Origin of the sequence: Mesorhizobium sp. M4B.F.Ca.ET.017.02.2.1, from assembly GCF_003998955.1 — a bacterium.
Lineage (GTDB): Bacteria > Pseudomonadota > Alphaproteobacteria > Rhizobiales > Rhizobiaceae > Mesorhizobium > Mesorhizobium abyssinicae.
Window position 1 is genome coordinate 1 of record NZ_RZOF01000162.1, and the last position, 13092, is coordinate 13092.

Genomic DNA, 13092 nt, shown 5'->3' on the forward strand with positions numbered 1-13092 from the left:
TCGCCTTCCTCTATCCGATGGTGTTCTCAGAGGAGGCGGCGGCCGAAAAGGCGCGCATGCTGATCGAGATCCTGTCGGCGCCCTATGACGTCGGCGAGCGCACCGCCAGGCTATCGGCCTCGGTCGGCTGCTCGCTGTTCTATTCCGGCGACGAGACCACCGACATCCTGCTCAACAAGGCCGAAACCGCGCTCTACCATGCCAAGCGTTCCGGCCGCGGCCGCGTCGTCGTCTACACCCGCGAGATGGAGGAGGCGGCCAAGCGCGTCACCCGCATCGAGCAGGCGCTGCGCCGCGCCGTCTCGGCCGGCGAGGTCGAGCCGCATTTCCAGCCCATCGTCGACCTGAACACCCGCCGCACCATCGGCTTCGAGACGCTGGCGCGCTGGACCGACCGCGACCTCGGCACCGTGCCGCCGACCGTGTTCATCCCGATCGCCGAGGAGCGCGGCATCATCGGTCCGCTGTCGCAGCTGGTGCTGCGCAAGGCCACCGAGGCAGCCCGCAGCTGGCCGAAGGACCTGTTCCTGTCCTTCAACCTGTCGCCGTCGCAGCTCGTCGACCAGAACACCGGCCTGCACATACTGGCGATCCTCGACCGCACCGGCTTCGATCCGCGCCGGCTGGAGATCGAAATCACCGAGACCGGCCTGATGAACGATCCGGCCTCGGCCGAGAAGATCGTCGAGGACCTGCGCCGCGTCGGCATCCGCGTCTCGCTCGACGATTTCGGCACCGGCCAGTCCTCGCTCGGGCGCCTGCGCGAATTCCATTTCGACAAGCTCAAGATCGACCGCGCCTTCGTCTCCTCGATCCTCGACGACCGCCCGTCCGAGCACATCATCCGCGCCATCCTCGCCATGTGCGAGGGGCTCGGCATGGATGTCGTGGCCGAGGGCATCGAGGAAGAGGCGCAGGCCGACCGCCTCGTCCAGTTCGGCTGCGCCGGCGGCCAGGGCTACCTGTTCGGCAAGCCGGTCGATGCCGACGCCACGCTCGGCTATCTGCGCGATTCCTATCGCGGCGCCTTGCACGCCAAGGCGATCTGAACGCCGTTCCGCACGGATTCAGCCAGCCCCTTCATCCGGTGCGGGCGTGATTTGCCTTTTTGTCAGACATAAGCTCGAAAATCTGACGTTTATGCCTTGCCCGCGCGCCTTGTCTGGATAGGATGCGCGCCGACTTGGCCAGGGAGAAAAAACATGATGCCATCGGCGCGTTTTGCCGATCTCGAAGGCGCTTCGGTGCTGATCACCGGCGGCGGTTCCGGTATTGGCGCGGCGCTGACCGAGGGCTTTGTCCGGCAAGGCGCGAAGGTCGCCTTCATCGACATCGCCGACGGTCCGAGCATCGCGCTTGCCGACCGCGTCGAGAAGGAGCAAGGCCGGCGGCCGCTCTACCTCAAGACCGATCTGCGCGACATCGAGGCGCTGCGCGCCTCGGCTGCCAGGGCGGCTGAAGCGCATGGCGACGTCACCGTCCTGGTCAATAACGCCGCGCTTGACGACCGCCACGCGGTCGAGGACGTCACCGTCGAGTTCTGGGACAACAACCTCGCCGTCAACCTACGCCCGCATTTCTTCACCGCGCAGGCGGTGGCGCCGGGCATGAAGCGGGCCGGCGGCGGCTCGATCATCAATTTCACCTCGACCTCCTATCTGATCAACCATCCGGATATGCCGGCCTACACCGCCGCCAAGGCCGGCATACTCGGCCTCACCAAGGGCCTGGCCGGCAAGCTCGGCGCCGACCGCATCCGGGTCAACGCTATCGCACCGGGCTGGGTGATCACCGAACGGCAGAAGGAGCTCTGGGTCACCGAAGGGTCGCTCACCGCCCATGTCGCCAAACAGTGCATCAAGGACGTCATGCTGCCCGACGACATCGTCGGCACGGTGCTGTTCCTCGCCTCGGATGCCTCGCGCATGCTGACCGCGCAGATGCTGATCGTCGATGGAGGCTTCCTGTGAGCGCGGCGCCCGCGGTCGCGGCGCTCGACTGGGGCACGACCAGGCTCAGGGCCTGGTTGCTCGACGACGCCGGCAAGGTGCTTGCCGAGCGTCGCGGCGACGACGGGCTGATCACCGCGCGCGAGAAAGGGTTTTCGACGGTTCTCGAGGGCCACCTGGCCGCCATGGGCGCGCCGGAAACGCTGCCGGTCATCATCTGCGGCATGGCCGGATCCCGCCAGGGCTGGCTGGAAGCGCCCTATGTCACCGTGCCGGCGCCGATCGGCGCCATCCTGGCCGGCGCTATCAGGGTTCCCGGCCAGGGCCGCGACATCCGCATCGTGCCGGGCCTTGCCCAGCGGCTGGCCGATGCGCCCGACGTGATGCGCGGCGAGGAAACCCAGCTTGCCGGCGCCGGTTTGCCGGCAAAGGGTCGCCATCTCGTCTGCATGCCCGGCACGCATTCGAAATGGGTGGCCGTCGAGGACGGCGCCGTCGCCGGCTTCGGCACCTGGCCGACGGGCGAGCTGTTCTCGGTTCTGGCCGCGCATTCGATCCTGCGCCATTCGCTGGGCGAGCATCCGGCAGCGGTGGCGGCTGACAATCCCTTCTTCCGTCAATGGTGCGAACGAGCGCTCGGCGAGGGCGGCGACGTCACCTCGAAGCTGTTTGCCATCCGCGCCGCCGGCCTGCTGCACGACCTGCAGTCCGACGATGCGGCGGCGTGCCTGTCGGGGTTGCTGCTCGGCGGCGAGATCGCTTCGGCAAAACGCCGCTATGGCGCCGGCGATGAGCCGGTCGTGCTGGTCGCCTCCGGCGCCCTCGCTGTGCTCTATGGCGCCGCGCTGGGCGTCGCGGGCCTTGCCCTCAGAACCGTTGACGCCGATGAAGCAGTGCGTGCCGGCCTCGTCGAGGCGGCGCGCGAGAACGGCATGATTGGAGCCGCCGCGTGACCCAGACCGCACCGTTTCCGAACCTCAAGCGCGGCCTCGTCGCCATCCTGCGCGGGCTGAAACCCGGCGAAGCGGTGGCGATCGGCCAGGCGATCTTCGATGCCGGCATCGAGGCGATCGAGGTGCCGCTCAATTCGCCGGAACCCTTCGTCTCGATCGCCAGCCTTGTGCAGGCGTTGCCGAAGACGGCGCTGGTCGGCGCCGGCACCGTGCTGACGGTGGCCGATGTCGACGCCCTGCACAAGGCCGGCGGGCGCCTGCTGGTCAGCCCCAACATCGATGCCGAGGTGATGGGGCGCGCCATGACCTACAACATGGTGACGATGCCCGGCGTGTTCACGCCGACAGAGGCCTTCCTGGCGATAAGGCTCGGCGCCTCGGCGCTGAAATTCTTCCCGGCAAGCGTGCTTGGCGCCGGCGGCATTTCGGCCATGCGCGCGGTGCTGCCGGCCGAAATTGTGGTCGGCGCCGTCGGTGGCGTGTCGGACAAGGATTTCGCCGGCTATAAATCGGCCGGCGTCAGCGCCTTCGGCCTCGGCTCCAGCCTGTTCAAGCCTGGCATGAGCGTCGAGGAGGTGGCGACCCGTGCCCGCGCCGCCGTAACCGCCTGGGACGCGGCATTCGGGGGAGAGGCATGATGGACAACGGCGTTTCGGTTTTCTCGGACCATATCTGCCAGCTAGGCGAGGGGCCGAGCTACGACCCCGGCAGCGATGCCCTGTTCTGGTTCGACATCGTCAACGGCCTGCTTTTGGAGCAGGGCGTGGGCTCCGGCGTCCTGAAGGTGCATGAGCTCGGCCTGATGGCCAGCGCGCTCGCCATCATCGACGACGCCCGCCAGCTGATCGCCACCGAGACCGGCCTGCATGTCCGCGACGTCGCGACCGGCAGGCTGACGCTGCACACCGCGATCGAGGCCGACAATCCGCTGACCCGCTCCAACGATTCGCGCGTCCATCCTTGCGGCGCCTTCTGGGTCGGCACCATGGGCAAGGACGAGGGCAAGGGCGCCGGGGCGATCTACTGGTTCTTCAAGGGCGAGTTGCGCCGGCTGTTTTCCGACATCACCGTGTCGAACTCGATCTGCTTCTCCGAGGACGGAAAGATCGCCTACTACACCGACACCTCGACCGGGCTGTTGATGCGCGTCGCCTGCGATGCGTCAACCGGCCTGCCCGTAGGTGAACCAAAAGTGTTCGTCGACCATCGCAAATCGATGGGCTATGTCGACGGCTCCGTCGTCGACCGCGACGGCGTGCTGTGGAACGCTGTCTGGGGCGGCAAGGTGGTCAAGGCCTATGCGCCCGACGGCGCGTTGCTGCGCGAAATCCCGATGCCGGTGACGCAGCCCTCCTGCCCGGCCTTTGTCGGCGCCAAGGCCGACAGGCTGGCGGTGACCTCGGCGTGGAAGGGCAAGGACGACAAGCAGCGCAAGCTCGATCCCCAAGCTGGCATGACCTTCCTGCTCGGCATTCCCGTCAACGGCCGCTTCGAGCCGCGCGTGCTGATCGCCTGATACGGGCCACCGGCCCGCTTTGCGGGCTGGGACCTGGTTCTGTCACGCATCCGCCCGCCCCGGTCGGTTTCGCGAAAGCCGATCGCAGCAGTCGTGCGATGGTAGCGGCATGACCGCCGGGAGCCTTGCCATTCGATGCCGCGCAACCAGCCGAGACTGATCCTTGTCCACGAGCCGGAAAGAGCCTGTTGCGAACGGCTTGTCGCTGACGGCCATGCGCCGGAGCGTGCCGCCGAAATCTCGTCCTATCTGGCGCAGTCGACCGATCTGGCGGCGGAGTTCGACGCGCTGGCCGCGGCTTGCGACAAACGCGGCCTCGCCTTCGCGCCGGTCGAGTTGGATGAAGCCGCCGGCGTGCTTGCCGGCGCTGATCGGGAGGCCACCCTGGTCTGGACGTTGACCGACGGCGTCGCCTATTTCCGTGGTGGCGCCGCGCCCGCGCTGGCCAGGTTGAACGGGCTGCGGACGATCGGCGCCGATGATTCCGTGTTCGCGCTCTGCCAGGACAAGTTCCGCTCGGGCGCCGTGCTCGACGCGCTCGGCCTGCCGGTGCCGCGGGCCGGCCTGGCGCGGGACGGCAACTGGCTGGTCGCGCCCCCGGCCTCGCAAGCCGGCTGGTTCGTCAAGCCGAACCGGCTCGGTGCCAAGATCGGAATCTGGCCGGATTCGCGCGTCGATGATCTTGGCCATGCGCTGGAGCTTAGCCGGCGTGTCTTTGCCCACTATCGCGACGATGTCGTCGTCCAGCCCTATGTCGCCGGCCGCAATGTTCGCGCCAGCTTCCTCGGCCTGAAGCCAGACACCGGCGTCGAGGCGCTCGGCATCGCCTTTGTCGAGTCCGGTGGCGATTTCCAGACCATGGCTGACAGCCTGGCGCTCTATGGCGACACCGGCGTGGTCGCGAAGGCGGCTGGAACCTATGCCGAGCCTGAGCTCCAGCCTGTCGCCGCCAGCCAGCCGGCGGCCGATCGGGCGATCCGCGCCATGGCGCAAAAGCTGATTGGCGGGCTTGGCCTGAAGGACGTCTTTTCGATCGATCTCAGGCTCGAGGCCGACGACACCGTCCATCTCATCGAGTTCGAGGTCTGCCCCGGCCTGCCCTGCTTCGATTTTCGCGCCTATTGCGCCTCGCAATGGGGGCTGGGCCTCGCCGATGCGATGGCTGAAACCGCGAGGACCCGGCTAGGCTAGACGCCCTCGACCAGAACGATCTCGCCATCGGCCACTTTCTGGCGGATGGCGACGGCGCGCTGGTATTCCGGCGAGTGGTAGCAGTCATGCGCCGCGGCGAGCGACGGAAACTCGATGATGACATTGCGCGCGCGGCCCGCCCCCTCGGCCTTCTCATGCTCGCCGCCGCGCGCCAGGAACTGCGCGCCGAACCGCTCGAACGCCGGCTTCGCGGCGGCGACATAGTCCTTGTAGCCCTCGGCGTCGCGCACATCGACGCGGGCGACCCAGTATCCCTTTGGCATGCTTCTTCTCCCGGTTGCGGCGTTACGCCGAGCGCATCTCGTCAAGTATCGCTGCGGCCGCCGCGCGCCTGTCGTCGGCGGCGACGATCGGCCGGCCGACCACGAGATGGCTGGAGCCGTTGCGGATCGCCTGGGCCGGCGTCACCACCCGTTTCTGGTCGCCGTGGTCGCTTCCCTTGGGCCGTATGCCCGGCGTGACCACGGCCATGTTCGGCCCGACGATCCGGCGCACGGCTTCCGCTTCCTCCGCGGAACAGACGACGCCGCCCATGCCGGCATGCAGCGCCTGTTCGGCGCGCCGCAGCACCAGCGTGTGCGGATCGTATTCGTAGCCGGCGTCGATCATGTCCTGCTCGTCCATCGAGGTCAGCACGCTGACCGCGAGCAGGCAAAGATCGCTGCCCCTGGCCGCTTCCACCGCTGCCCGCATCGCCTTCGGATAGGAGTGGATGGTCAGCATCGACATGCCCATCCTGACGATGTTCTCGACCCCCTTGGCCACCGTGTTGTCGATGTCGAGCAGCTTCATGTCGAGGAAGATCTTGGTGCCGCCGCTGGCAAGCTCGCGGGCGAAGTCGAGCCCGCCGGCGAAGGCGAGCTGATAGCCGATCTTGTAGAAGGACACAGTGCCGTCAAGCTCGCGCACGGCCTTATCGGCCTCTTTCAGCGTCGGCACGTCGAGGCCGACGATCAGCCTGTCGCGCATGGTGTCGGCATGTTCGGGAATCATGCCTCGATCCGGCTGGACAGCATGCGCGAGGTTTCGATCAGTGTGCGGCATAGGCGCTCCATCGATTGGCGTAGTCTCTCGTCGCGGAAATGTCCATCCTGGTCGAAGGCGTCGCTGGCGCCCGAGACCGAGCATTCCGGCGTGACCACCTCGACCTGGCAGCGCACCAGCACGGCACGCAGATGATTGATGCAGCGTATGCCGGCGAACTTGCCGTCGGAGGAGGAGCAAAGGCCGGCCGGCTTGCCCGGAAACGGCCTCAACGAGCGGCTGCCGTCGCGGCGTATCCGGCTCACCCAGTCGACGCTGTTCTTGAGCAGCGGCGGGATCGAGCCGTTATATTCCGGCGTTGCGATCAACAGCCCGTCATGGCCGGCGATCAGCCGGCCGAGCCGCATGGCATTCTGCGGAATGCCTTCTTCCTTTTCCAGGTCCTCGTCCATGATCGGCAGCGGATAGTCGCCGAGCGAGATGCGCGTCACCTCGGCGCCCTGCATGGCAAGCTCTCGCTGCGCCACGTCGGCGGTCCTGCCGCTGAAGGCGCCCGACCGGACCGATCCGGCGAAGACGAGGATTCTTGGGATTACTGCCATTGGCCACCCTTGTTCTGGGACAGGTACAGAAAGGGGGCGTTCAAATCAACGGTTGGATGAGGAACCGGGAGTAGGGGAGTAAGGGAGTAAGGGAGTAGGGCAACAGGGGGAATGTAACGGCTCGATTTCCCTACTCCCCTACTGCCGTACTCCCCTATTCCCTTCTCATCTAATGCGCCTCGCGCCGGTAGATCCAAAGCTGCGTCGGCGGAATGTTGCGGATGATGAAATCGAAATGCTTGACCGTGTAGTCGCCACGGCCGGGCGGGATCGGCGACAGCGGACCGTAGGTCAGCTGCACGATCGGCCGGCCGGCGGGGATGCGGTCGAGCAGGCTTTCGATATAGGCGATGCGCTGGGCGACAGGGAAGTTGAGCAGTGGCACGCCGGAGACGACCGAATCGAACACCATGTCTCGCTTGTCGCCGAGCGTCGCGTTGAGATTGAAGGCGTCGCCCTCGATGACGTTGACGCCGGGATAGAGCTGACGCAGATGACGCACGAAATCGGTCGAGTATTCGACGGCGTAGAGATTTTCCGGCTTCACGCCCTGGGCCAGGATGGCACGCGTGATGACGCCCGTGCCGGGTCCGACTTCGAGCACCGGCAGGCCGGATCTCGGGTTGACGATCGAGGCCATCTTGCGGGCTGTGATGGAACTCGTGGGAACGATCGAGCCGACCGTCTTCGGCTTGTCGATCCAGCCCCTGAAGAACTTCAGCTCGTCGTCGAACTTCTCCGCCAGCGACTTGCGCAATCCGGGACCACGTGCCATGCGAGCTCTCCTCAACGCTCCCCGACCCGCTAATTAGCAGCTAGGTGGGACAAGGCAAGGCGTCAACCTGGCATAAGGTGTTGATGACGCTCGGGAAGCATCCCGGATGCATGCCGTTTCCAACGGTCACCGATCGCCGAACGACTCAAAAAAGTCCTTCATGCGGGCGAAGAAGCCGCTCGACTGGGGCGAATTGTCCTGCGAGGACAACTGCTCGAATTCTTCCAGCAGCTCGCGCTGGCGGCGCGACAGGTTCTGCGGCGTCTCGACCGCGGTCTGGATGTAGAGGTCGCCGACATTGGGCTGGCGCAGCACCGGCATGCCCTTGCCCTTCAGCCGGAACTGGCGGCCGTTCTGCGTGCCTTCGGGCACCTTCACCTTGGTCTGCGTGCCGTCCAGCGTCGTCACCTCGAACGAACCGCCAAGAGCAGCCGTCGTCATCGAGATCGGCACCTTGCAATAGAGATCGGCGCCGTCGCGCTGGAAGAATTCGTGCGGCTTGACCGCGAGGAAGATGTAGAGGTCGCCAGACGGACCGCCGCGCAAGCCAGCCTCGCCCTCATTGGCAAGCCGGATGCGGGTGCCGTCCTCGATGCCGGCCGGGATGTTGACCGACAGCGAGCGCTCCTCGGTGACGCGGCCCTGGCCGGCGCATTTCGGGCACGGGTCCTTGATCGTCTGGCCGCGGCCCTGGCACTGCGGACAGGTGCGCTCGATCGAGAAGAAGCCCTGCGTTGCGCGCACCTTGCCGTGGCCGTTGCACATCGAGCAGGTCGCCGGCTGGGTGCCCGGCTTGGCGCCGCTGCCCGAGCATTCCGAACAGGAGATCGAGGCCGGCACGCGGATTTGCGCGGTCTTGCCGGAGAACGCCTCCTCCAGCGAGATTTCCATATTGTAGCGCAGGTCCGCGCCGCGCTCGCGGCCGCCCGACGAGCGCCGCTGGCGGCCGCCCATCATGTCGCCGAAAATATCCTCGAAGATGTCGGCGAAGCCGCCGGCGCCGAAGCCCTGCGCGCCGCCATTCATGCCGCCATGTTCGAAGGCGGCGTGGCCGAAACGGTCATAGGCCGCGCGCTTCTGCGGGTCCTTCAGTGTCTCGTAGGCCTCGTTGATTTCCTTGAACTTGTGCTCGCAGGCGTGGTCGCCGGGATTGCGGTCGGGATGGAACTGCATGGCGAGCTTGCGGAAAGCGCTTTTGAGCTCCTTCTCGTCGGCGCCCTTTTGCACGCCCAGCGTCTCGTAGAAATCAGCTTTCATTTTTTCCCGCAGTCCGGATGCTCAACGTCTTGATGCACTGTTGCGTCGTTTGCCGGCACGTCGTTTCGATTTAGGTGCGATGGTGGCCGGATGCCAGCCTCGACGCGGGTTTGCCCGCGTTTTTTCGGCCGCGCCTAGCACTTTTTCAGCCAGGGTTGCAAAAAAGCCCGGCTTTGCGCCGGGCTTTTCGCTTTATCTGGCGTCAGACGGTTCAGGCCGACTTCTTCTTGTCGTCATCCTCGTCGATTTCCTCGAAGTCGGCATCGACCACGTCCGAGTCCTTGGCGGCGTCCGCCTTGGCGTCGGCCTCGGCCGCTTCCTTCTGCGAGGCTTCGTACATGGCCTGGCCAAGCTTCATCGAAGCTTCGGCGAGCGCCTGCGTCTTGGCCTCGATCTCGGCCGCGTCGTCACCCTCGGTGGCGGTCTTCAGCGCCGCGATCGCATCGGAAATCGCCGTGCGCTCGGTCTCGGAGACCTTGTCGCCATATTCCTTCAGCGACTTCTCCGACGAATGCACAAGCGCCTCGGCCTGGTTGCGGGCCTCGACCACGGCCCGGCGCTTCTTGTCGGCCTCGGCATTGGCCTCGGCATCCTTGACCATCTTCTCGATGTCGGTGTCCGAAAGACCGCCGGACGCCTGGATGCGGATCTGGTGCTCCTTGCCGGTGCCCTTGTCCTTGGCAGAGACGTTGACGATGCCGTTGGCGTCGATGTCGAAGGTGACCTCGATCTGCGGCACGCCGCGCGGCGCCGGCGGGATGCCGACCAGGTCGAACTGGCCGAGCATCTTGTTGTCGGCCGCCATCTCGCGCTCGCCCTGGAAGACGCGGATGGTCACCGCCGACTGACTATCCTCGGCGGTCGAGAACACCTGGCTCTTCTTGGTCGGGATCGTCGTGTTGCGCTCGATCAAGCGGGTGAACACTCCGCCAAGCGTCTCGATGCCCAGCGACAGCGGCGTCACGTCGAGCAGCAGCACGTCCTTGACGTCGCCCTGCAGCACGCCGGCCTGGATGGCGGCGCCGAGCGCCACGACCTCATCGGGGTTGACGCCCTTGTGCGGCTCCTTGCCGAAGAACTGCTTCACGATCTCCTGGATCTTGGGCATGCGGGTCATGCCGCCGACCAGGACGACCTCGTCGATCTCGCCGGCCTTCAGGCCGGCGTCCTTGAGCGCCGCCTTGCAGGGATCGATCGTGCGCTGGACGAGATCCTCGACCAGGCTCTCGAACTTCGCCCGGGTCAGCTTCAGCGTCAGGTGCTTCGGCCCGGTGGCGTCGGCGGTGATGAAGGGCAGGTTGATCTCGGTCTGCGTCGTCGACGACAGCTCGATCTTGGCCTTCTCGGCCGCCTCCTTCAGGCGCTGCAAGGCAAGCTTGTCGGCCTTCAGGTCGATGCCCTGTTCCTTCTTGAACTCGGCCGCCAGATACTCGACCAGGCGCATGTCGAAATCCTCGCCGCCGAGGAAGGTGTCGCCATTGGTCGACTTCACCTCGAAGACGCCGTCGCCGATCTCGAGCACGGAAATGTCGAAGGTGCCGCCGCCAAGGTCATAGACGGCGATGGTCTTGCCGTCCTTCTTGTCGAGGCCGTAGGCAAGGGCTGCCGCGGTCGGCTCGTTGATGATGCGCAGCACCTCGAGGCCGGCGATCTTGCCGGCGTCCTTGGTCGCCTGGCGCTGGGCGTCGTTGAAATAGGCCGGAACGGTGATGACCGCCTTCTCGACCTTCTCGCCGAGATAGGCTTCCGCCGTCTCCTTCATCTTCTGCAGGATCATGGCCGAGATCTGCGAGGGCGACTGCTTCTTGCCGCCGGCCTCGACCCAGGCATCGCCATTGTCGCCCTTGACGATCTTGTAGGGGACAAGCTTCTTGTCCTTCTCCGTCACCGGATCGTCATAGCGGCGGCCGATCAGGCGCTTGACCGCGAAGATGGTGTTTTCAGGATTGGTGACCGCCTGGCGCTTGGCCGGCTGGCCGACGAGGCGCTCGCCGTCGCCGCTGATGGCGACGATGGAAGGTGTCGTGCGCGCGCCTTCCGCATTCTCGATGACCTTCGGCTCCTTGCCATCCATGATGGCGATACAGGAGTTGGTCGTTCCCAGATCGATACCGATTACTTTTGCCATTGTTCTAGTCTCTCCGCTAAGCAGGCTCTCAGGACCCGTGAAGGCGTTCCGACGAAAGCCCCTGTTCACAAGAAATCCCGTTCCGGCAACCGGCTTTCCGGCGCCGAACGGCTTGGCGCGTATATAAGAACAGGCCGGACGGCGCGCAAGCATTCTGCGCAAGGCGTCCACTATCCCGGTCCACGGCAGGGAAAAGGCCTAAATCACGCGTACCGCAGCCGATTTGCCGCCGGACATGGCCAAACTTGCCGAATCCGAGGCGGGCAAAAACGTCGCAGCCGCCGCAATCAGCGCCCGAATGCCTCGACGCAGAGTGCCTGCAGCTTTGGGAAGATCGCCTTTCCACCGGCGATCACCTTCGTCCCCTGGCCGATGACGGTTGCCGGATCAGGCGTGAGGACCGAGCCGCCGGCTTCCTCGACCAGCAGCATGCCGGCCAGGCAATCCCAGGCGTTCATGTGTTCCTCGACATAGCCGAGCAGACGGCCGGAGGCGGCATAGGCGAGCATCAGCGCGCCCGACGCGTTGCGGTAGAAGACGCCGCCTTCGGCCATGATCTGGCGGATGAGCACGGCGACATGCTCGGTGTTGGCCCGGTTCGACAGCCCGGTTCCGACCGAACCTTCCGTGAGGCTCGCACCCTTGCTCGCCGTGATCGGCCTGCCGTTGACGAAGGCGCCGCCGCCGCGATGGCCGTGGAAGGTCTCGCCAGTCGAGGGCTCGTGGATGACGCCGACGACCGTCTCTCCGTTACTGGCGCAGGCGATCACCACGCACCAGGCCGGAATGCCGCGCACGAAATTGGCGGTGCCGTCGATCGGGTCGATCACCCAGACATGGCCTGTCGTGCCCGCGACCGCGGCATGTTCCTCGCCGACGATGCCGTCCTGCGGATAGGCGTCGGCGATCGCCGCGCGGATGAACAGCTCGACCTCGCGGTCGCCGTCCGAGACCAGGTCCTGATGACCCTTGCTCTCGACGGTCAGGTTTTCCAGGTCGCGGAAATATTTGAGCCCGAGCTCGCCGGCCCGTCGCGCGAGGTCGATGGCAAAGCGCGTTCGCGCGTCGAGGTCATTTGTCACGGGCAGGCTCTCGGTCGGGATGGGTGGTCCGCCATAGCAAAAGGCGTTGCCCGGCAAAAGCAGGCAAAAGCGCCTTGTCGGTCTCAGGCCGCTTGCGACAGCGATTTGTGGACGTCGGCAAGGATCTCGAACGAGCGCACCCTGGCCGCATGGTCGAAGATTTGCGCCGTCACCATCAGCTCGTCGGCGCCGGTGCGCCGCACGAAGGCGTCGATGCCTTGCCGCACCGTTTCCGGCGACCCGACCACGGCGCAGGACAGCGCCTGGCCGAGCATGGTCTTCGCCATCGGGTCCAGCGTCTGCTCGTAGCCCTCGACCGGCGGCGGCAACCGGCCGGGCCGGCCGGTGCGCAGATTGACGAAGGCCTGCTGCAGCGAGGTGAACAAAAGCCGCGCCTCGGCATCGGTCGGCGCGGCAAAGACGTTGAGGCCGAGCATGACATAGGGCCTGTCGAGCTCAGCCGACGGCTGGAAGCGCGAGCGGTAGACTTCCAGCGCATGGTCGAGCTCGGCCGGCGCGAAATGCGAGGCGAAGGCGTAAGGAAGGCCGAGCAGCGCGGCGAGCTGCGCGCCGTAAAGGCTGGAGCCGAGGATCCAGACCGGCACTTTCTGGCCTTCGCCGGGCACGGCGCGGA

The 13092-nt window shown here is 66.0% G+C and carries 14 protein-coding genes; 6 read left to right on the plus strand and 8 right to left on the minus strand.

Annotated features, from left to right (window positions below; translation table 11 throughout):
• The 6 genes from EN738_RS19285 to EN738_RS19310 all read left to right on the plus strand — a co-directional run.
• The coding region (locus EN738_RS19285; RefSeq protein WP_145966880.1) for a GGDEF domain-containing phosphodiesterase at positions 1 to 1049 on the plus strand (1049 nt) is incomplete at its 5' end.
• A 153-nt stretch (positions 1050 to 1202) separates the two neighbouring features.
• Positions 1203 to 1970 (plus strand): SDR family oxidoreductase, encoded by a 768-nt coding sequence (locus EN738_RS19290; RefSeq protein WP_127285090.1) that lies wholly within the window; start codon positions 1203 to 1205, stop codon positions 1968 to 1970.
• Complete coding sequence (locus tag EN738_RS19295; protein ID WP_127285091.1) at positions 1967 to 2902, plus strand: 2-dehydro-3-deoxygalactonokinase; 936 nt, start codon at positions 1967 to 1969, stop codon at positions 2900 to 2902. Before EN738_RS19290 ends, EN738_RS19295 begins: the two co-directional genes overlap by 4 nt.
• Positions 2899 to 3540 (plus strand): 2-dehydro-3-deoxy-6-phosphogalactonate aldolase, encoded by a 642-nt coding sequence (locus EN738_RS19300; RefSeq protein ID WP_127285092.1) that lies wholly within the window; start codon positions 2899 to 2901, stop codon positions 3538 to 3540. The genes EN738_RS19295 and EN738_RS19300 overlap by 4 nt, the downstream gene beginning before the upstream one ends.
• Positions 3537 to 4418, plus strand: a complete 882-nt coding sequence (locus tag EN738_RS19305; protein ID WP_127285093.1) for an SMP-30/gluconolactonase/LRE family protein — start codon at positions 3537 to 3539, stop codon at positions 4416 to 4418. Before EN738_RS19300 ends, EN738_RS19305 begins: the two co-directional genes overlap by 4 nt.
• 135 nt (positions 4419 to 4553) lie before the next feature.
• Entirely contained in the window at positions 4554 to 5609 is a 1056-nt protein-coding gene (locus EN738_RS19310) for a D-alanine:D-lactate ligase-like protein (RefSeq protein WP_127285094.1), read from the plus strand.
• Here the strand turns inward: EN738_RS19310 and EN738_RS19315 are convergent.
• The 8 genes from EN738_RS19315 to EN738_RS19350 all read right to left on the minus strand — a co-directional run.
• Complete coding sequence (locus tag EN738_RS19315) at positions 5606 to 5893, minus strand: DUF1330 domain-containing protein (RefSeq protein WP_127285095.1); 288 nt, start codon at positions 5891 to 5893, stop codon at positions 5606 to 5608. The genes EN738_RS19310 and EN738_RS19315 overlap by 4 nt on opposite strands.
• Before the next feature lie 22 nt (positions 5894 to 5915).
• The gene (gene pyrF / locus EN738_RS19320; RefSeq protein WP_127285096.1) at positions 5916 to 6623 is read right to left on the minus strand and encodes an orotidine-5'-phosphate decarboxylase; all 708 of its coding nucleotides are present in this window, start codon (positions 6621 to 6623) and stop codon (positions 5916 to 5918) included.
• Positions 6620 to 7216 carry an NADPH-dependent FMN reductase gene (locus EN738_RS19325; protein ID WP_127285097.1) on the minus strand — a complete coding sequence of 199 codons (597 nt, stop codon included), beginning with the start codon at positions 7214 to 7216 and terminating at the stop codon, positions 6620 to 6622. The genes pyrF and EN738_RS19325 overlap by 4 nt, the downstream gene beginning before the upstream one ends.
• A gap of 169 nt (positions 7217 to 7385) precedes the next feature.
• On the minus strand, positions 7386 to 7991 hold the full coding sequence (pmtA, locus tag EN738_RS19330) for a phospholipid N-methyltransferase PmtA (RefSeq protein ID WP_127285098.1): 606 nt from the start codon (positions 7989 to 7991) through the stop codon (positions 7386 to 7388).
• A gap of 126 nt (positions 7992 to 8117) precedes the next feature.
• Complete coding sequence (gene dnaJ / locus EN738_RS19335) at positions 8118 to 9248, minus strand: molecular chaperone DnaJ (RefSeq protein WP_127285099.1); 1131 nt, start codon at positions 9246 to 9248, stop codon at positions 8118 to 8120.
• A gap of 211 nt (positions 9249 to 9459) precedes the next feature.
• Positions 9460 to 11376: a molecular chaperone DnaK gene (gene dnaK, locus EN738_RS19340; RefSeq protein WP_127285100.1), complete on the minus strand. Its 1917-nt coding sequence runs from the start codon at positions 11374 to 11376 to the stop codon at positions 9460 to 9462.
• 287 nt (positions 11377 to 11663) lie between these two features.
• Positions 11664 to 12458 carry an inositol monophosphatase family protein gene (locus tag EN738_RS19345; protein WP_127285101.1) on the minus strand — a complete coding sequence of 265 codons (795 nt, stop codon included), beginning with the start codon at positions 12456 to 12458 and terminating at the stop codon, positions 11664 to 11666.
• Positions 12459 to 12541: 83 nt separating this feature from the next.
• A partial coding sequence (locus tag EN738_RS19350; protein WP_127285102.1) for an MsnO8 family LLM class oxidoreductase occupies positions 12542 to 13092 on the minus strand: 551 nt, incomplete at its 5' end.

Coding starts and splice junctions, on each gene's coding strand:
- EN738_RS19305 (WP_127285093.1), top strand. CDS start 3,537: ATGATGGACAACGGCGTTTCGGTTTTCTCGGACCATATCTGCCAGCTA.
- pmtA (WP_127285098.1), bottom strand. CDS start 7,991: ATGGCACGTGGTCCCGGATTGCGCAAGTCGCTGGCGGAGAAGTTCGAC.
- EN738_RS19310 (WP_127285094.1), top strand. CDS start 4,554: ATGCCGCGCAACCAGCCGAGACTGATCCTTGTCCACGAGCCGGAAAGA.
- pyrF (WP_127285096.1), bottom strand. CDS start 6,623: ATGATTCCCGAACATGCCGACACCATGCGCGACAGGCTGATCGTCGGC.
- EN738_RS19325 (WP_127285097.1), bottom strand. CDS start 7,216: ATGGCAGTAATCCCAAGAATCCTCGTCTTCGCCGGATCGGTCCGGTCG.
- EN738_RS19290 (WP_127285090.1), top strand. CDS start 1,203: ATGATGCCATCGGCGCGTTTTGCCGATCTCGAAGGCGCTTCGGTGCTG.
- dnaK (WP_127285100.1), bottom strand. CDS start 11,376: ATGGCAAAAGTAATCGGTATCGATCTGGGAACGACCAACTCCTGTATC.
- EN738_RS19315 (WP_127285095.1), bottom strand. CDS start 5,893: ATGCCAAAGGGATACTGGGTCGCCCGCGTCGATGTGCGCGACGCCGAG.
- dnaJ (WP_127285099.1), bottom strand. CDS start 9,248: ATGAAAGCTGATTTCTACGAGACGCTGGGCGTGCAAAAGGGCGCCGAC.